The 16,894-nt window shown below is 71.6% G+C and carries 20 protein-coding genes; 12 read left to right on the forward strand and 8 right to left on the reverse strand.

Going from position 1 to position 16,894, the window contains the following annotated elements; genetic code table 11:
• Entirely contained in the window at window positions 1-180 is a 180-nt protein-coding gene (locus PV364_RS29705) for a hypothetical protein (RefSeq protein WP_319663505.1), read from the reverse strand.
• Between the two features lie 56 nt (window positions 181-236).
• Complete coding sequence (locus PV364_RS29710; RefSeq protein ID WP_319663506.1) at window positions 237-404, reverse strand: hypothetical protein; 168 nt, start codon at window positions 402-404, stop codon at window positions 237-239.
• A gap of 335 nt (window positions 405-739) precedes the next feature.
• On the opposite strand from PV364_RS29710, the gene PV364_RS29715 reads away from it, so the two are divergent.
• The 7 genes from PV364_RS29715 to PV364_RS29745 all read left to right on the forward strand — a co-directional run bounded on the left by PV364_RS29715 (window position 740) and on the right by PV364_RS29745 (window position 7,501).
• Window positions 740-1,597 (forward strand): winged helix-turn-helix domain-containing protein, encoded by an 858-nt coding sequence (locus PV364_RS29715; RefSeq protein WP_319663508.1) that lies wholly within the window; start codon window positions 740-742, stop codon window positions 1,595-1,597.
• A gap of 10 nt (window positions 1,598-1,607) precedes the next feature.
• Complete coding sequence (locus tag PV364_RS29720) at window positions 1,608-2,357, forward strand: HAD-IA family hydrolase (RefSeq protein ID WP_319663509.1); 750 nt, start codon at window positions 1,608-1,610, stop codon at window positions 2,355-2,357.
• A gap of 313 nt (window positions 2,358-2,670) precedes the next feature.
• On the forward strand, window positions 2,671-3,840 hold the full coding sequence (locus PV364_RS29725) for an aminoglycoside phosphotransferase family protein (protein ID WP_319663510.1): 1,170 nt from the start codon (window positions 2,671-2,673) through the stop codon (window positions 3,838-3,840).
• A gap of 49 nt (window positions 3,841-3,889) precedes the next feature.
• Window positions 3,890-4,573: an HAD family hydrolase gene (locus PV364_RS29730; protein ID WP_319663511.1), complete on the forward strand. Its 684-nt coding sequence runs from the start codon at window positions 3,890-3,892 to the stop codon at window positions 4,571-4,573.
• Window positions 4,574-4,659: 86 nt separating this feature from the next.
• Window positions 4,660-5,532, forward strand: coding sequence for a dihydrodipicolinate synthase family protein (locus PV364_RS29735; RefSeq protein ID WP_319663512.1), 873 nt, complete (start codon window positions 4,660-4,662; stop codon window positions 5,530-5,532).
• Window positions 5,529-6,557 carry an aspartate-semialdehyde dehydrogenase gene (locus tag PV364_RS29740; RefSeq protein WP_319663514.1) on the forward strand — a complete coding sequence of 343 codons (1,029 nt, stop codon included), beginning with the start codon at window positions 5,529-5,531 and terminating at the stop codon, window positions 6,555-6,557. The genes PV364_RS29735 and PV364_RS29740 overlap by 4 nt, the downstream gene beginning before the upstream one ends.
• A gap of 116 nt (window positions 6,558-6,673) precedes the next feature.
• The gene (locus PV364_RS29745) at window positions 6,674-7,501 is read left to right on the forward strand and encodes a MerR family transcriptional regulator (protein WP_319663515.1); all 828 of its coding nucleotides are present in this window, start codon (window positions 6,674-6,676) and stop codon (window positions 7,499-7,501) included.
• Window positions 7,502-7,513: 12 nt separating this feature from the next.
• Here PV364_RS29745 and PV364_RS29750 read toward each other — a convergent pair whose 3' ends face one another.
• Both PV364_RS29750 and PV364_RS29755 read right to left on the reverse strand, forming a co-directional pair.
• Window positions 7,514-8,062 (reverse strand): DinB family protein, encoded by a 549-nt coding sequence (locus PV364_RS29750; protein ID WP_319663516.1) that lies wholly within the window; start codon window positions 8,060-8,062, stop codon window positions 7,514-7,516.
• A gap of 343 nt (window positions 8,063-8,405) precedes the next feature.
• Window positions 8,406-8,855, reverse strand: coding sequence for a nuclear transport factor 2 family protein (locus PV364_RS29755; protein WP_319663517.1), 450 nt, complete (start codon window positions 8,853-8,855; stop codon window positions 8,406-8,408).
• A gap of 194 nt (window positions 8,856-9,049) precedes the next feature.
• On the opposite strand from PV364_RS29755, the gene PV364_RS29760 reads away from it, so the two are divergent.
• The 3 genes from PV364_RS29760 to PV364_RS29770 all read left to right on the forward strand — a co-directional run bounded on the left by PV364_RS29760 (window position 9,050) and on the right by PV364_RS29770 (window position 10,743).
• Window positions 9,050-9,544: a helix-turn-helix domain-containing protein gene (locus tag PV364_RS29760; protein WP_319663518.1), complete on the forward strand. Its 495-nt coding sequence runs from the start codon at window positions 9,050-9,052 to the stop codon at window positions 9,542-9,544.
• Window positions 9,545-9,597: 53 nt separating this feature from the next.
• Window positions 9,598-10,230, forward strand: a complete 633-nt coding sequence (locus PV364_RS29765; protein ID WP_319663519.1) for a hypothetical protein — start codon at window positions 9,598-9,600, stop codon at window positions 10,228-10,230.
• Window positions 10,231-10,404: 174 nt separating this feature from the next.
• A complete protein-coding gene (locus PV364_RS29770) occupies window positions 10,405-10,743 on the forward strand; it encodes a DUF2516 family protein (RefSeq protein WP_319663520.1) in 339 nt (112 codons plus the stop codon).
• Window positions 10,744-10,785: 42 nt separating this feature from the next.
• Here the strand turns inward: PV364_RS29770 and PV364_RS29775 are convergent, their stop codons facing one another.
• Both PV364_RS29775 and PV364_RS29780 read right to left on the reverse strand, forming a co-directional pair.
• On the reverse strand, window positions 10,786-12,036 hold the full coding sequence (locus PV364_RS29775; RefSeq protein WP_415924622.1) for a PP2C family protein-serine/threonine phosphatase: 1,251 nt from the start codon (window positions 12,034-12,036) through the stop codon (window positions 10,786-10,788).
• A gap of 496 nt (window positions 12,037-12,532) precedes the next feature.
• Window positions 12,533-13,333, reverse strand: a complete 801-nt coding sequence (locus PV364_RS29780) for a class I SAM-dependent methyltransferase (RefSeq protein WP_319663522.1) — start codon at window positions 13,331-13,333, stop codon at window positions 12,533-12,535.
• A gap of 255 nt (window positions 13,334-13,588) precedes the next feature.
• Between PV364_RS29780 and mshA the strand changes: the two genes are divergently transcribed.
• Window positions 13,589-14,950 carry a D-inositol-3-phosphate glycosyltransferase gene (gene mshA / locus PV364_RS29785; RefSeq protein ID WP_319663523.1) on the forward strand — a complete coding sequence of 454 codons (1,362 nt, stop codon included), beginning with the start codon at window positions 13,589-13,591 and terminating at the stop codon, window positions 14,948-14,950.
• Window positions 14,943-15,449 carry a YbjN domain-containing protein gene (locus PV364_RS29790; RefSeq protein ID WP_319663524.1) on the forward strand — a complete coding sequence of 169 codons (507 nt, stop codon included), beginning with the start codon at window positions 14,943-14,945 and terminating at the stop codon, window positions 15,447-15,449. The genes mshA and PV364_RS29790 overlap by 8 nt, the downstream gene beginning before the upstream one ends.
• A gap of 82 nt (window positions 15,450-15,531) precedes the next feature.
• Here PV364_RS29790 and PV364_RS29795 read toward each other — a convergent pair whose 3' ends face one another.
• Together PV364_RS29795 and PV364_RS29800 are read right to left on the reverse strand one after the other, a co-directional pair.
• Window positions 15,532-16,467 (reverse strand): hypothetical protein, encoded by a 936-nt coding sequence (locus PV364_RS29795; protein ID WP_319663525.1) that lies wholly within the window; start codon window positions 16,465-16,467, stop codon window positions 15,532-15,534.
• Window positions 16,464-16,811, reverse strand: coding sequence for a PadR family transcriptional regulator (locus tag PV364_RS29800; protein WP_319663527.1), 348 nt, complete (start codon window positions 16,809-16,811; stop codon window positions 16,464-16,466). Before PV364_RS29800 ends, PV364_RS29795 begins: the two co-directional genes overlap by 4 nt.
• Window positions 16,812-16,894 lie beyond the last annotated feature (83 nt).

The raw sequence follows: 16,894 nt of genomic DNA on the forward strand, positions 1-16,894 counted from the left end.
TCAGCGCCCGCCGTACGAGACGAGGACCAGGACCACCAGCACCCCGCCCACGCACATCGCGTAGCTCGACCGCGCCTTCGACCCGACCGCGACCAGCACGATCCCCAGCCCCATCAGCGGGCCGAACTGCCGGCCGAGGTATTCCTCGAGGATCGCCGCCATCACGTGACTCCACAGCATGACCCACCCCTTCCCAAGGCGGCCGCCGAACGGCGCGGGCCCCGCTGCCGCTGCCCCTAGCGGGTCAGCAGCAGCGCGATCACCACGAGTCCGACACAGGTGAACGTCGTGTTCCGGGCCTTGTGGCCCACCGTGAACAATCCGACGGCGAAGGCGCCTGCCGCGCCGTACCGCCATTGGACGAGCTGCTCGAACGCGAAGGCGCACAGAGCGAGTGCGGGCATGGGGTTTCACTCCTTCGAGGCGCGTGGGATCGATCTCTCCGCGCGTAGAGCACGGAGGAGGGAGAGTTGACCCGAAGGTCGACACGTGGCGAGAGCGGAAGCCTGGTGCTGATGTGTGCGTGCGATGCGACATGGCGCTGCACTGTCACCCGCGGCTGTCCCGAGCGCGTCGTTGGGCCGGGACGCCGCGGTCCCCGTGGTGTCAACCGCCCCAACTTGACTGTCGGTCGGAGCAGTTGACTGCACTCATGTCTAGGTTGTTCCCGATGACTACAGGTCCATAAACTCGTCGCAGTCAACTCCACTTGCCTGACCGGAAGATGTAGGCTTCTCGCGTGAACGGCTCGCGAGGAAACGGTGGAGTCAGGCGCGAATGGGAGCGCGTGGCCGATTCGCTGCGTCACCAGATCGAGGCCGGCGAGATCCCGGTCGACGAGCAACTCCCCACCCAGGCTGAGCTGGTGGAGACGTTCGATGTAGCGCGCGCCACGGTCCAGAGGGCACTCAAGGAGCTCCAGGACGAGGGTTACGTAGAGTCAATCCAGGGCAAGGGAGTCTTCGCCCGAAACTGGCGCAACCCGACACCGGCACATGCCAACGGCGCGGCTCACCGCACGGATTCGGCCAGCGTCGAGCTGGAGGACGCCATCGCGGAGGCGTTCGAGGCGGAACACATCACGATCGACGCCTACTGCCTGACGAGCGAGTCGCTCAACGCGGCCCTCAGCCGTCCGGTCGGCCGAATCCTGCGCGGTGAGCTGCGTCCTTCTTCGATTGCGGTTCGGCTCCTGCTGCCCAGCCCCGACGCGCTGCTGGCCATCCCGCGGAACGTGGAGGACCCGGACGACGCGCGTCCCCGGCACCGTCTGGCCGGCCTGATAGATCTCCAGACTCGCGTCCTGCGGAACCTGCTGGGTGATCTGGAAAACCGCGAGCTGACCTCGGTGAAGATCGAAACCAAGACGGTGCCGATCACACCCATGACCAAGATCTATCTGTTGAACGGGGATCAAGGTCTCACGGGGTACTACTCAGTGGTGGACAACAACGTCGTCCTGGACGACGGGACGCGAGTGGCCATCTACGACGTCCTCGGTGTCGGTGCGGAACTCTACCCGCAGGGACCCGCCCAGCTCGAGGAGTGCCGGCAGTGGTTCGACTCACTGTGGACCACAATCGCCGAATCGGTGTGACACTCACTGAATGGCTTCGACAGACCCTGAGCGGCTCCTGAACCGACTACGAGGAGTCAAGGTCGTCCTGTTCGACTTTGATGGGCCGCTTTGTGACTTGTTCGCCGGGTACAGCGCCGAGTCGGTGGCCGGACACATGAAGGAGTTCCTCGCGGACAAGGGCTGGTTGCTGCCGCAATTCGAGGGGTACACCGACACGCACCAGCTCCTGCAGGATGTGGCGTTCGCCGGCTTTCCCGAGGAGATAGTCAAGGGACTCGATGGCGTCCTTGTCGATGCGGAGCGCCAAGCGGCGATGGTGGCGCATCCCGTCGACGGGGTCGCCGAGCTCATACAGGGGCTGGCCGCGCAGGAGCGGCCCATGGCGATCACCACGAACAATTCTCCGGCCTCGGTCCAGGTCTACTTGAAGAAATATGGGCTGGAGCAGGAGTTTGGCGGAAGAATCTTCGGCCGGGGTGACGCGCCGGACAGAATGAAACCCCACCCGGCATATCTACGCGCGGCGATGGAGGAGCTGGGGTGGGTTTCCACCCCGGGCAATTGCCTCATGATCGGTGATTCCGTGCGGGACCTGTGGGCCGCACGTGCCGCGCACGTGAAATTTCTGGCATATGCCGGGATCGGTGACCGTTATCAACAGCGGGTCGACGCCCTTCTGGGGGAAGGAGTGGATTTGCTGGTCAGGGACATGCGGGAGTTGGTGGAAGCTTTCTCCGCCGCGGGGCTCGGCCGGCGGGGTGCTCCCGTCGGTGAGTAGGCGTACCGAAATACGATTGACACGCTATGGGTTTCGATGTGCGGCAACGGGGAAAAGCGCGTAGGCTCGCGCCACATCATGCGCCATCACTTCGTGGTGGGCTATTGGCGAGCGCTCAAACGGTCGGTGCAAGTTGACGGATACGGTTGTGGCCACGGATCCCCAGGGTGGCGCCGGCACGCGTATGCCCAAGGACGGCCCACGGCCTGATGCCGCTGACACGCCTGACGACGATCTCCCCGAACCATGCGGCCGCCTCGTGGGCCGGGCGGCCGCGGCTCCGGTGACGGCCGACAGTCTGGCGCGTCCCCTCATGTACGAGCGCCTGCAGAAGTCCTTGGTCAAGTGGCACTACGAGCGGAAGAAGCGCCGTTCCGACTCGGTCGTCCTGGCGGGGCATCACAACGCGAACCACGTCATGCCGGCCGGCCGGGGACTCGACTGGTTCATGTCCACCCCGCCGGAGCGGACGGCGCACGTCAAGCTGAGGGTCCCGCTCAACACGCCCATGGTGGTGATGCGCACGTGGCAGGACGAGGCCGAGGTGCTCGCCGCGCTCAAGCGGTTGAGCCCGGAGCCCCCTTTCGCCACCCCGCACTGCCTGGTCGCCTTCGAGGGCGCCTCGCTGCACAGGTTCGAACCGGGAACCGCTCTGTCGCAGGTCTCGGGGCCGGGCGAACCCCTGGGCGAGGACATGCTCCGCAAGCTGGCGGAGGTCTTCGCACGCACGGCCCTCGTCGGGCGGGATCAACTGCCGGCGCTGCCGGCCGACTGGCCGGCGGACCACAAGAGCAGCGACGCCTTCCTTGACCACCTCGTCCACCACGCCGAGCACGAGGTGTACCGGCGTCACCGCCCCGAGTTCGGGGGCCTTTTCGACGCACTCGGTGTTCCGGACGATGCGCTGGCCCGTTTTCGCACGAGAGTGAGCCTGCGTACACGGGAGTTGCAGCGCAGACCGTACGCCCTGCTGCACACCGACCTCCATCGGGACAACATCGTGGTGCTGGAGGACGACGGCCTTTTCATCCTGGACTGGGAGCTCGCCACCTACGGCGACCCCCTGCACGACCTGGCCACGCACCTGGTGCGGATGCAGTACACCGACGACGAGCGCGAACTCATGAAGGGCATCTGGGAGGAGACGCTCGTCCGGCGCGGCTGTTCGGCGATGACCGCGGGGATGGACACCGACCTGCAGGCCTATCTGGATTTCGAGTACGCGCAGTCGGTCTTCGCCGATGTCGTCAGGGCGGCGGTGCGCCTCGGCACAGAGCCGGGCAGCCCGGACCTCGGGCACTCCGCCCGCATGGTCCGCCGCGCGCTGGAACGGGCGAGGGAGCCGATCGGGCTGGACGCCGTGCCCACAGAGGACGAGATCGAGAGCGCGCTGGTCGACTGGCACACGCTGCGGTACCCGGAGCGCCGCCGGAGGTGGATCTTCACGGTTTGGGCGGCCCGTAACCGGGCCGGTGCCCGCTGACACGACGGGCCGTGGGACCGACCGGGAACTGCAGGCTTCGCTGAGCCGGGTGACCTGCGTTCTGTTCGACTTCGACGGCCCTCTCGCGGACCTGTTCGCCCACCGTCCGGCCGTCCGGGTGGCCGAGACGCTCGGGCGACGGGCGCAGAAACTGGGGGTGCCCGCCGGGGTGGTCCGGGGAGTACGCGATCCCTTGCTGGTGCTGAGGAAGGCCGCCTGGCACGGTGCTGTCAACGTCATCCGTGAACTGCAGGAGCTCCTTGCCGAGGAGGAGACGAAGGCCGCGCGGTCGGCCCGCCTGACTCCGCACGCGGACGGGTTGGTGCGATCACTGGCCGCGAGTGGCCGAGAGGTGGCGGTCACCACCAATAATTCGGCCAGGGCGGCAACCGTCTTCCTGAAGGAGCGCGGCCTCTCACGGTTCTTCGGCCCGCACATCCATGGGCGGGCACCCGACCCCACGCTGTTGAAGCCCGATCCGGACTGCTTGACCCGCGCGATGACATCGACCGGCACGGAGCCGGCCGAGTGCCTGATGATCGGTGACTCGGTGAGCGATCTCGAGGCCGCGGACAAAGCGGGCGTGAGCTTCGTCGGCTACGCGCGTGCTCCGCACAAGACGGTGGCTTTGAGGAATGCGGGTGCGATCCATGTCGTGGGGTCCCTGGAGGTCCTGGTGGACATGGTGCGGCATCAGGACTCCCACTCCGTCCAGTGCGCCGGCTCGGGGTGACGGACGCCATCATGCAGTGCCGCTAACTCGTGGGGTGAAGGACATTTAACTGGACCTTGATGGTCCGGTGGCCCAGGCTCGGTCCCATGGGGATTCACGTACCGCTGATCACGCCCTTCGACGCCGACGGGCGCGTGGACGCCGCCGCGCTGGAGCGGCTCGCGCACGACGTGCTGGACGACGGGGCCGAGGGCCTGGTCGCGCTCGGGACGACGGCCGAGGTGGCGACCCTGGACGAGGCGGAGAAGGAGCTCGTCCGGGAGATCGTGGGGCGGGTCTGCCGGGAGAGAGGTGCGCGGTTCACGGTCGGGGCCGGGGGAGCCGATACGCGACGGGCGGCCGAGGAGCTGCGGGCACTCGACGCGGACGCCGCGCTCGTGACCGTACCGGCGTTCGTGCGGCCCTCGGAGGACGGCGTGGTCGCGCACTTCGAGGCGCTGGCCGAGGCGTCCGCAGCGCCGCTGGTCGTCTACAACATCCCGTACCGCACCGGGCGCACCCTGAGCGCCGACACCGTGCGCCGGATCGCGGCAATCCCCGGTGTCATCGGCTTCAAGCACGCCGTGGGCGGCATCGACCAGGACACCGTCCTCCTGGTGCGGGAGGTGCCGCTGTACGCGGGGGACGACGTCTTCGCCCCCGCCCTGCTGGCCCTGGGCGCGGCCGGGGCGATCCTGGCCTCCGCGCACCTGGCCACCGCGCAGTGGGTGGAGCTGGCCCGTTCCCACGATCCGGCACGCGGGCATGCGCTGGCGAGGCTCGCCGCCGCCTGCTTCGCGGAGCCGAACCCCACGGTGACCAAGGCGGTACTGCACGCCCAGGGACGCATTCCCACCCCCGCGGTCCGGCTGCCGCTGCTGCCTGCCGGGCGGCCGGCAGTCGAGACGGCCCTCCGGGCACTCGCCGCATCGGGGGATACTCGGGACCGTACGTACGCACTGATCGGAGAGACCGGATGAGGATCGGAATCGTCGGAGCCACCGGCCAGGTCGGCGGCGTCATGCTCAAGGTGCTGGCCGAGCGTGACTTCCCGGTGGAGCGGCTGCGGCTGTTCGCGTCGGCCCGCTCGGCGGGGCGGACGCTGCCGTGGAAGGACGGCGAGATCACCATCGAGGACGCGGCGACCGCCGACTACGCGGGTCTCGACATCGTCCTGTTCTCCGCGGGCGGCGCCACGTCCAAGGCGCTCGCCCCCAAGGTCGCCGCCGCGGGCGCGGTCGTGATCGACAACTCCTCGGCCTGGCGCATGGACCCCGAGGTCCCGCTCGTGGTGTCCGAGGTCAACCCGCACGCGATCGCCGACCGCCCCAAGGGCATCATCGCCAACCCGAACTGCACCACGATGGCCGCGATGCCGGTGCTGCGCCCGCTGCACGACGAGGCGGGGCTGACCGCGCTGGTCGCCACCACGTACCAGGCGGTCTCCGGTTCCGGACTGGCGGGTGTCGCCGAGCTCGACGGGCAGATCCGCAAGGTCGCCGACCAGGCGACGGGGCTGACCTTCGACGGCGCGGCCGTGGAGTTCCCCGAGCCCGCGGTCTACCAGCGGCCCATCGCCTTCAACGTCGTCCCGCTGGCCGGGAAGATCGTCGACGACGGACGCTTCGAGACCGACGAGGAGCAGAAGCTCCGCAACGAGTCCCGCAAGATCCTGGAGATCCCGGAGCTGAAGGTGTCCGGAACCTGTGTGCGCGTCCCGGTCTTCTCCGGGCACTCGCTGCAGGTCAACGCCCGCTTCGCGCGTCCGATCAGTGTGGAGCGCGCCTACGAGCTGCTGGCCCAGGCGCCCGGCGTGGAGCTGTCGGAGATCCCCACCCCGCAGCAGGCCGCCGGCAAGGACCCCTCCTACGTGGGGCGGATCCGCGCGGACGAGACCGTCGAGCACGGCCTCGCGCTCTTCCTGTCCAACGACAACCTCCGCAAGGGTGCCGCGCTCAACGCCGTCCAGCTCGCCGAGCTGGTCGCGGCGGAGCTGCGCGGCTGACGCCCGCGACCCCGTTGTCGCCCGATGCCCCGGCCGCGTGTGCCGGGGCATCGGGCGTTCCCGGCTCGGACGCGCTTGACCCTCACACCGTGTGAGGCCCTGCACTGGAGGGCGTCATGTTCAGCATCGGAGACTTCGCCAGGCACGGCCGTGTATCGGTCCGCATGCTGCGTCACTACGACGCCATCGGGCTGCTGCGCCCCGACCGTGTCGACCCCGCCAGCGGATACCGCTCCTACGCCGCGGGGCAGCTCGCCCGGCTCAACCGGATCATCGCGCTCAAGGACCTCGGCTTCACCCTCGAACAGGTGCGGTCGATCCTCGACGAGAAGGTCGGCGCCGACGAGTTGCGCGGCATGCTGCGGCTGCGACGCGCCGAACTCGCGGCGGCCATCGCCGCGGACGCGGCACGTCTGGCGGGTGTCGAGGCGAGGCTGCGGACCATCGAAAGCGAGGGACGGATGGCTTCCGACGACGTGGTCGTCAAGCGGGTGCCCGGCGTACGGCTGGCCGAACTCACCGCGACGGCGGCCGGGTTCGAGCCGGCGCAGATCAGCCCGGTGATCCAGCCGCTGTACGGCGAGTTGTGCCGCCGCCTGGAGGCGGCGGGGGTGCGGCCGGTGGGGCCGAGCGTGGCCCATTACGAGGACGCGCCCGAGGGCAACGGCGCGGTCGTGGTGCACGCCGGGCTCCCGGTGGACGTGGACCCCGACGCGGGGTACGACTTCGCGGTCGTGGACCTGCCCGCGATCGAGAGCGCGGCGACGATCGTGCACCGCGGGTCCATGGACGACGTCCTGCGCAGCGAGCAGACGCTCGCCCGCTGGATCGACGCCCACGACCACCGCTCCACCGGCTACCCGCGCGAGTTCTACCTGGAGGCCGGCGGCCACCCCGACACCTGGGTGACGGAACTCCAGCAGCCGCTGGCCCCCGGGGACTGATCGGCCGGGCGGTCAGCCCATCGGCCGGCCCTCGCGTGCCGCGAGGTCGACCAGCTCGAAGGCCGTCCGGCCGTCCAGGGACTCGCGGACGATGTCCGCGTGCCCGGCGTGCCGGGCGGTCTCCTCGATGAGGTGGAGCAGGATCCAGCGGGTGCTGACCTTCATGCCCGGCGGGTTCCACGGTGCGTCCGGCAGCGCGACCGTCCCCTCCAGGTCGGGGAGGGCGAGCACGGCCGCCTCGGTCTCGCGGGCGATCGCGGCCCAGCGGTCCAGCCAGCCGGCGAGCGTCTCGCCGTCCAGCAGGCGGAAGCCGTTGACGTAGTCCTCCTGGCTGCCCGCCTTCTCCTCGCGGCCGAGGAGCAGGCCCTGCACCCAGACCTCCTCCATGCGGGCGACGTGCTTGACCAGCCCGGCGAGGGTCAGCTCGCTCGCGCTCGGCCGCGACGTGGCCTGCGCGTCGTCCAGTCCCAGCACCGCCCGGCGCACGCCGGCGCGCTGCGACTCCAGGTAGGCCAGCAGGGCGTCCCGCTCGTCCGTCTCGTTGCGAACCACCGTGGGCATCGTGCACCTCTTGTCCGTCGGCCGCCGGTGTCCCGGCGTTCTCTTACGTCGTCGCCTTGCGTCTTCGACGGTACGGAGCATTGCGGTCAGTTCCGGTCCGCAATGCCGTAGGTGCCTCCGGCCGGTTGCCGTCCTGAGCCGCACGACCGGGGGTCGGGGGTGCCGTACCCGTGCCGTGCGAGCCGGGCGCCGATTTTGCCGCGACGACGGCCGAACTGTTCGGGGGCGGCAGCACGGGGCATCCCGTGTGCGGCGCCCGCCGGAGGGGGTCCGGCGGGCGCCGCCCCCGGTCCCCGCTGCGGACGGAGCCCGCGCCCGGACCGGAGTCACCAGGAGCCGGCGGTCACGGTGCGATCGGGTCGTCCACCGGGGCGGGGGCGAGGCCGGCGGCCACCAGGCCGGCGAAGACCGCCTTGCCGAGGGTCTGCACCGCGGACTGGGGGCGGACCATGACCGTGAACTCCTTGATCCGGCCGGCCTCGTCGAAGTGGAGGAGGTCGATGCCGTGGATGTCCTTGCCGTCGACGGTGGCGCGGAAGAGCAGGATCTCCGAGGGCGCGTCGCCGCCGTCGCCGCTGGTGGCGGAGGTGCCGTCGAAGCGGCCGACGTAGCGGAAGTCCTCGAAGGTGCGGAGCAGGACGCCGAAGAGGCCGAGCACCATGGGCTTGCCCTCGAAGGGCGTGAACGTGACCGGGCTGTAGAACCGGATGTCGTCGGTGAACAGATCGTCGAGCCCGGCGAGGTCGCGGGTCTCCACAGCGGTGCGGAAACGGTCCGTGGTGGTGGTCGACATGGGCCTGCCGCCTTCCGGGGGCCGCGGCCCCAGTCATGGGGTTGATCAGTCAGTTTCATGACTATCACGCCCACGGCGCCGCCGGACAGACCCTGGGCCGTCCGGCCCGTGACGGCGGGCGTCACATCCCCTTAACGAGACTTTTGCAAGCACTCTGCTTGCAAAAGTTAGCACCGCGGGGCATGCTCTAAGACATGGCTTCACTGAACGTCGGCAACCTCGGTGAGTATCTGCGGGAGCAGCGCCGCAACGCGAAGCTCTCGCTGCGCCAGCTCGCCGACGCCGCGGGGGTGTCCAACCCGTACCTCAGCCAGATCGAGCGCGGGCTGCGCAAGCCCAGTGCCGACATCCTGCAGCAACTGGCGAAGGCGCTGCGCATCTCCGCCGAGACCCTGTACGTGCAGGCGGGGATCCTCGACGAGCGGGACCAGGGCGACGGCCGGGAGGTCCGTACCGCCATCCTGGCCGACACGGCGATCAACGAGAAGCAGAAGCAGGTCCTGCTCCAGATCTACGAGTCGTTCCGCAGGGAGAGCGCCGCGGTGGAGGAAGCTCAGGACGAGCAGTACGCCGCGCCGCGCGAGCGCGCGGTGAAGAAGGCGGCGCAAACGGCTGCCGCCGTGCTGAAGCCGAAGGCGACCGCCGGACCGGACGACGGGGGCGGCGGCGACGCCGCGGCCGCCGAGTGACCGGCGGACTCAACAGACGTACACGCCACCATCCTCATACGGGAGAAACCCTCATGGCGATCACCGACGACCTCGTCAAGACCCTCAAGGACCCGACCCCGCTCTACGCACTGGCAGGCACCGCCGACCTCGCGGCCGAGAAGCTGAAGGAGGTCCCGCCGCTGATCGAGAAGATCCGCAGCGAGGCCCCGGACCGGATCGAGAAGATCCGCGGCACCGACCCCAAGGCCGTGCAGGAGAAGGTGACCGCGCAGGCCAAGGGCGCGCAGAACAGGGCGCAGGCCAAGGTCAACGAGCTCTTCGGCAGCATTGACACCGATCTGCGCAAGCTGCGCGACTCCGCGCAGGACTTCGCGCTCCAGCAGGTGGGCCGCGCCGCCGAGTACGCGGTCCGCGCCAAGGAGACCTACGACGGCCTGGCCGAGCGCGGCAAGGACGCGGTCGCGACCTGGCGCGGCGAGGCCGCCGACCAGGTCGAGGACATCGCGGTCGCCATCGAGGGCGAGCCGGAGCCGCGTCCGGCGGCGCAGCCCGCCCCGGCGCCCGCTCCCGCGCAGAACTCCGTGCCCGCCCCGGCCCCGGCCCCGGCCGACGACCGGTCCGCCTCGGCCAAGAAGCCGGCCCAGGCGAAGAAGCCGGCCCCCGCCGCCGCCCGGAAGAGCACGCCGGGCAAGCCGGCCTCCTGAGGCCCGCGCACACCCGCGCGCCTTCCCGCGCGCACTACGGGCCGGGCACGCATCGCGTGCCCGGCCCGCTCCTGTGAGCCCACGGCCCTGCGGCCCTACGGCGCTTCGCGCAGGAGGGCGCCCCCGGCTCGCCCGGCCGGGTACGGTGGGAGCCGACGACGGAGGTGGACGGCAATGCTGGTTACGGGTTTCCTGGGTGTCCTGGGCCTGGTGTCCTGGGCGCTCTTCCTGCTCGCGCTCTTCGCCCTGATCGACGCCGCGATCCATCGCCAGGACGCCTACCGCGCGGCCGACAAGAACACCAAGGCGTTCTGGCTGATCGTCCTCGCGATCGCCGCCGTGGTGATGAAGATCTTCTCGATCCTGTCGTTCCTGCCGGTCATCGGTCTGATCGCGGTGATCGTGTACATGGTGGACGTGCGGCCGAAGCTCCGCGAGGTCGCGGGCAAGGGCGGCCCCCGGCGTCGCGGCGGCAGCAGCAGCGACGGCCCGTACGGACCCTTCAACCGCTGAGCCCGCCGGGGCCGTTGACGCTCCCCGTGAACCGGCGCCGGATCAGGCGCCGGATTCCAGCAGCAGCAGCGCGACGTCGTCCGTCAGCTCCCCGCCGTTGAGTTCCCGCACCTCGGTGACGGCGGCGTCCAGCAGTTCCTCGCCGGCGAGCCCGGCGGACAACTGCCGCCCGATGAGTTCGACCATGCCCTCCTGCCCGAGTCGCTGCGGGCCCTGGCCGATCCGGCCCTCGATGAGCCCGTCCGTGTAGAGCATCAGGCTCCACGACTCGCCGAGCTCGATACGCGCCCGCTCCCAGCCCGACGTGCCGGGCAGCAGGCCGAGCGCCGGACCGCCGTGCTCGTAGGGCAGCAGCTGCGGCGCCATCCCGGACAGCGAGACCAGCGGGGCGGGGTGGCCGGCCAGATAGAGGTCGGCGGAGCGCCCGTCCGCGGCGATGTCGACCTGGCAGAGGGTCGCGAAGATCTCCTCGTCGGGCCGCTCGTGCTCCAGCACCTGCTGCAGCGTGCAGAGCAGGAGGTCTCCGCAGAGCCCGGCGAAGGTCAGCGCACGCCAGGCGATGCGCAGTTCCACGCCGAGAGCGGCCTCGTCCGGGCCGTGGCCGCAGACGTCGCCGATCATGGCGTGCACGGTGCCGTCGGGGGTGCGCACGGTGTCGTAGAAGTCGCCGCCGAGCAGGGCGCGGCTGCGGCCGGGCCGGTAGCGGGCCGCGAAGCGCAGGTCGGCGCCCTGCAGCAGCGGGGTCGGCAACAGGCCGCGCTCCAGCCGGGAGTTCTCCTGCGCGAGCAGCCGGGTCTCGGTGAGCTGGCGCTGGGCGACGTCGGCCCGCTTGCGTTCCACCGCGTAGCGGATGGCCCGGGTCAGGTGGGACGGCTCCAGGTCGGCCGGGGTGAGCTGGTCCTGGGCACCGACGCGGACCGCCTCGGCGGCGCGCTCGGCGTCGGTGTCGGTGCCTGTGGTCAGGACGAGTACGGCGGTCCGCGGCGCCAGCCGCAGCAGCTGCCGCAGGCCGTCGAGGCCCGCGGCGGTGTCCGGGCCGAGCTCCAGCAGGATGCAGTTGACGTCGTCGCGCAGCAGCAGCCGCTCCGCCTCGGTCAGGTTGCGGGCGCGGCGGATGCGGACGCGGGTCCCCGAGACGTCCAGCAGGTCGGGGACGGTGAAGGTGCCGGAGGGGTCCTCACCGATGACGAGCAGCGTCAGGGCAGGGGAGGTCCGGCCCTCGGCGGGCAGCACTTCCTGGCGCGGCCCCGGCACGGTGGCGAACCGGTCGGTTCGCCGTTCGGTCGCGGGCATCGGCGACATCGGACCATTCCTTCCCTCCCCCCGAGGGCAACGTCCCGGAGCGGTGTTGCCACCGTCGGCTCCGAGCACACTGAAGGGCGACCATAGCGGTACCGCGTGTCCGCGGGGGAGGGCCTGCCGGTGAACCGCCCGTGTCATATGCGCCTGCGAGCTGGGGATTTCGGCGTTCGGGGGGCATTTCGGACATGAGCAACGTCACGTCCGGACGGATGTGCAGTGGCGCCCGTCACGCGGCGGTGGCCGTGCGCCGCAGGTCACCCGCGTTCGTGCGGTGGCGGCATGTTGTCCACAGGGCTGTGGACAACATGCCGCCGCCGCTCCCGCGAGGCGGGGCCGAGACGGCGCCCTGTTCCGCGGCCGCGGCCGCGGCCGGGCCGCCCGGCGGCCCGGTTCCTTCGACGGTGCCCGTCGGTGCTGTCACCCCGGGCACCGTGCCTCGGGGCGGTGCGGCGCAGGCCGGGCGGCGTGGTGCCCGCAGGGCCCGCGATCAGCCGCCGGCAGGTGCCAACGCCTCCCAGCGCACGGTGACTTCGCCCTGCCGCCAGCGCGCCGCGGTGTCCGTCACCGGCCAGCCGCCCGGACCGGCCAGGCTCCCGACCGTCCGGATCCAGCGCTGTCGCGCGCCCAGCGAGGCGAAGGGCGCGGCCGCCGCCCACGCCCGGTCGAAGTCGGTGAGGAAGGCGTGCACCGGCTCGCCCGGCACATTGCGGTGGATCAGCACTTTCGGCAGTCGTTCGGCCAGGTCGGAGGGGTGTTCCAGGGATCCCAGCCGGGTCGCGAACGTCACCGTGCGCGGGCCTTCGGGGCCTATCGCCACCCACACGTGGCGGCGGCCGATCTCGTCGCAGGTGCCCTCCACCAGCAGCCCGTCCGGGGCGAGCCGGGAACGCAGCCGGTCCCACACCTCCGCGACCCGCTGCTCGTCGTACTGCCGCAGTACGTTCGCCGCCCTGATCAGCACGGGCCTGCGGTCGCCGGGCAGCGGTACCTCGAAGCCGCCGTGCGCGAAGGACAGGCCCTCGCGGGCGTATGGCGCCGCGGCCTCGACCCGCCCGGGGTCGATCTCGATGCCGACGACCTCGGCGTCCGCGCGCGCCGTCCGCAACCGTTGCAGCAGTTCCAGCGCCGTCCACGGCGCCGCGCCGTACCCCAGGTCCACGGCGAGCGGGTCCGCCGCGCGGCGCAGCGCGGGCCCGTGCGCCGCCACGATCCACCGGTCCATGCGGCGCAGCCGGTTCGGATTGGTCGTCCCCCGCGTCACTTCCCCGACCGGCCGCCTCGCTCGCATACGCCGAGCCTATGCGAGCCCCGCGGAGCCGCCGACGGCGTGGACGCGTGCGGCGGCGCCGACCGGGCAGCATCCCCGGTGGCCTCCAGGGTCGCCGGCACGTGCCGGGACGCCTGCGGTCCGCCCCGGTCGCCGGCCGGGTCACGCTTTGGCAAAGAGGAAATGGATCTCGGCTACTGACCGGTTGTAGAGGTTCGGGGCCGGTCCGCGCGCAGGCGGCGGCCCGCCCTGAGAGCAGCGAGGAGGCACGGCGACGTGAGCCAGTACGTGGCGAGGGTCCTGACCGGTGGTGCGCACCGCCGGCTGCGCCGGCACGGTGTCGGCGGGCGCCGGCCGCGGCGCGTGGCGATGCTCAGCGTGCACACGTCGCCGCTCCACCAGCCGGGCACCGGCGACGCGGGCGGCATGAACGTCTACATCGTGGAGCTGGCCAAGCGGCTCGCCGAGGGCTCCGGCATCGAAGTGGAGATCTTCACCCGGGCCACCACCGCCGCGCTGCCGCCGGCGGTGGAGCTCGCGCCGGGCGTCCTGGTGCGGCATGTGGACGCCGGCCCCTACGAGGGGCTGGCCAAGGAGGACCTGCCCGCCCAGTTCTGCGCGTTCACGCACGGCGTGATGCTCGCCGAGGCCCGCCACCGCCAGGGCCACTACGACCTCGTGCACTCCCACTACTGGCTGTCCGGACACGTCGGCTGGCTCGCCGCCGAGCGCTGGGGCGTTCCGCTGGTGCACGCGATGCACACGATGGCGAAGGTCAAGAACGCCTGCCTGGCCGAGGGCGACATGCCCGAGCCCGCCGCCCGTGTGATCGGCGAGACGCAGATCGTCACGGCGGCCGACCGGCTGATCGCCAACACGGCCGAGGAGTCGGACGAACTGATCCGGCACTACGAAGCCGACCCGCTCAAGGTCGCCGTCGTCCACCCCGGCGTCAACCTGGACCGCTTCCGCCCCGACCCGACGGGCGGCTCCGGCGGCCGCGCCGCCGCGCGGGCCCGGCTGGGGCTGCCGCAGGACGCGGTGATCCCGCTGTTCGCCGGGCGGATACAGCCGCTCAAGGCGCCGGACGTCCTGCTGCGGGCGGTGGCGATCCTGCTCGCCGAGGATCCGTCGCTGCGCGACCGGCTGGTGGTCCCGGTCGTCGGCGGGCCGAGCGGCAGCGGCCTGGCGAAGCCGGAGCGGCTGCACAAGCTGGCGGCCCGGCTGGGCATCTCCGATCTCGTGCGGTTCCAGCCGCCGGTCGGCCAGGACCGGCTCGCCGACTGGTACCGGGCCGCGTCGGTGCTGGTCATGCCCTCGTACAGCGAGTCCTTCGGCCTGGTGGCCATCGAGGCACAGGCCTGCGGCACGCCGGTGGTGGCGGCCCGGGTCGGCGGTCTGCCGGTGGCCGTGAAGGACGGGGAGACCGGCTTCCTCGTGCCCGGCCACGACCCGGGCGACTACGCCCGCGCGCTGCGCCGCTTCGTCGAGCACCCCCACCTGGTCGACACGATGGGCGAGGCAGCGGCCCGCCACGCGGAGTGCTTCGGGTGGGGCACGGCGGCGGCCAGGACCGCCGAGGTCTACGCGGGTGCGATGGCCGAGCGGCGGCGTCGCCTACGATCGCCGCATGGGTGAGCGGGAGCAGGCGGCGGCACGGTCGGCGGTCGAGCAGGCGCTGAGGGAGGCCGAGCTCGACTGGGAGACCGGCGTGTCCGGTGAGTACGTCGTCAAGCTGCCCGGCACGCGCAAGCTGTCCACCACCGTGGCGCTGGCCGTGGGCCGGCACACCCTCTCCGTCAACGCCTTCGTCGTACGCCGTCCCGACGAGAACCACGAGGCGTTCTACCGCTGGCTGCTGGAGCGCAACACCCGTATGTACGGGGTGAGTTACGCCATCGACGGGCTTGGTGACGTCTATCTCGCGGGCCGTCTGCCGCTGGTGGCGGTCGTCCCCGAGGAGGTCGACCGGCTGCTCGGCGCGGTGCTGGAGCACGCGGACGGCAGCTTCAACACCCTTCTGGAACTGGGCTTTGCGACCGCGATCCGCAAGGAGCACGCCTGGCGGACGGCGCGCGGGGAGTCGACGCGCAACCTGGAGGCGTTCGCCCATCTGACCGGCGAGGCCGACCAGTAGGCGTCCCGGACCGCGGGTCCGCCCGGTCGTGCGGCCACCCGGAGGTGGCCGCACGGGTGGCGCGACGGGAGGAGCGCGCCGCTCAGCGCCGCACGGCGCGCCGTCGCTCGCGGGTGTCGCGGACGGCGTGCACGACGAGCGCGAGTGCTCCTGTCCCGAACACCTCCTGCGCCAGCAGGCCACCTGCCGCGTACGGCACTTCCGCCAGCCATCCGACCGGGACGAACGAGAGCACGGACCCGGCGATCAGCAGGGCCGCCAGGGCCAGGCCGTACCGGGTGCGGGACATCGCCAGGGCCGCGGGCACGGCGAGGACCAGCGGGGTGAAGCAGACGAAGAGAAGCAGCGGATCGGCCCGCGCCTCCGTGGTGGTGTACGGCCCGGAGACGGTGTCGAAGACCGTCACCGCCCCCACCAGCATTGGTACCCCCAGCGCGAGGGCGACCAGCGCCATGGCCCGGCGGGCGCGGCTCGTGACGGGCGGCAGGTCGGGTGGGGCGAGGAGCACCAGGAGGGCGGCCAGCGCCAGCCCGGCCAGCGTCGTCCGGTTCTGTGCGAGCCCTTCCGCGCCGTCGGTCCAGCGGACCAGCGGCCAGGACGCGACGGCGCCGAGCAGCGCGGCGCCCGCGGCGACACGAGCGCTCGCCCAGCGGCCGGCGAGCGCGCACCCGAGGACGGCCGGCCAGGGGACATAGGCGAGCGGGGTGCAGGCGCGCTCGCCGTCCCAGGGCAGCGGGGGTATCCGCCAGACGACGAGCAGCGTCAGGCACAGCGAGGCGGCGACGGGAACGACGAAGGCCGGCAGTGCCGCCAGGAGGCGGCCGCCGGGGCGGGCGGAGTCCAGTCCGGTGCGCATGCGCAGGGCGTGACCGAGGATGGCGGCGCCTTCGAGAGTCCCCGCACGTCGGCCCCGGTCGGACGTGACCCGGGCGATGTGCCCGCTGATCTCGGCGGCGTACGCCCGGCGGTAGGCGGGCGGATACGCGCGGGTGGTCCAGTGCGGCGGGGACGTGGTCATGCGCCTGCTCCGTCCGGTCGGGCGAGGCCGATCCCCAGGCGCCGCGCCGCCTCGTCGGCGGTGGTGCGCAGCCGCTCGGCCTCGGTGGCGAGCAGGGCGCGGCCCGCGTCGGTGAGGGCGTAGGTGCGGCGCATACGGCTGTCGATGACCTCCTCGCGCTCGACACGGACCACCCCCTCCTTCAGCAGGCGATCCAGCGCGCCGTACAGCGTGCCGGCCCGGAGGCGGACCCGTCCCCGGGAGATCGTCTCGACCTCCTGCATCAGGGCATAGCCGTGACGGGGGGCATCCGCGAGTGCGGTGAGGAGCAGGAGCGTCGGCTCCCGCAGCGGTTGGGAGGACATACGTCGAGCATATACCGGCTGACGGTATATGGCGGTAGGAAGAGTCGCCGCGGTCACCGATCAGCCCTGACGGGCCGGGGGAG

The sequence above is a fragment of the Streptomyces sp. MI02-7b genome (genome assembly GCF_033793585.1).
Classification (GTDB): domain Bacteria; phylum Actinomycetota; class Actinomycetes; order Streptomycetales; family Streptomycetaceae; genus Actinacidiphila.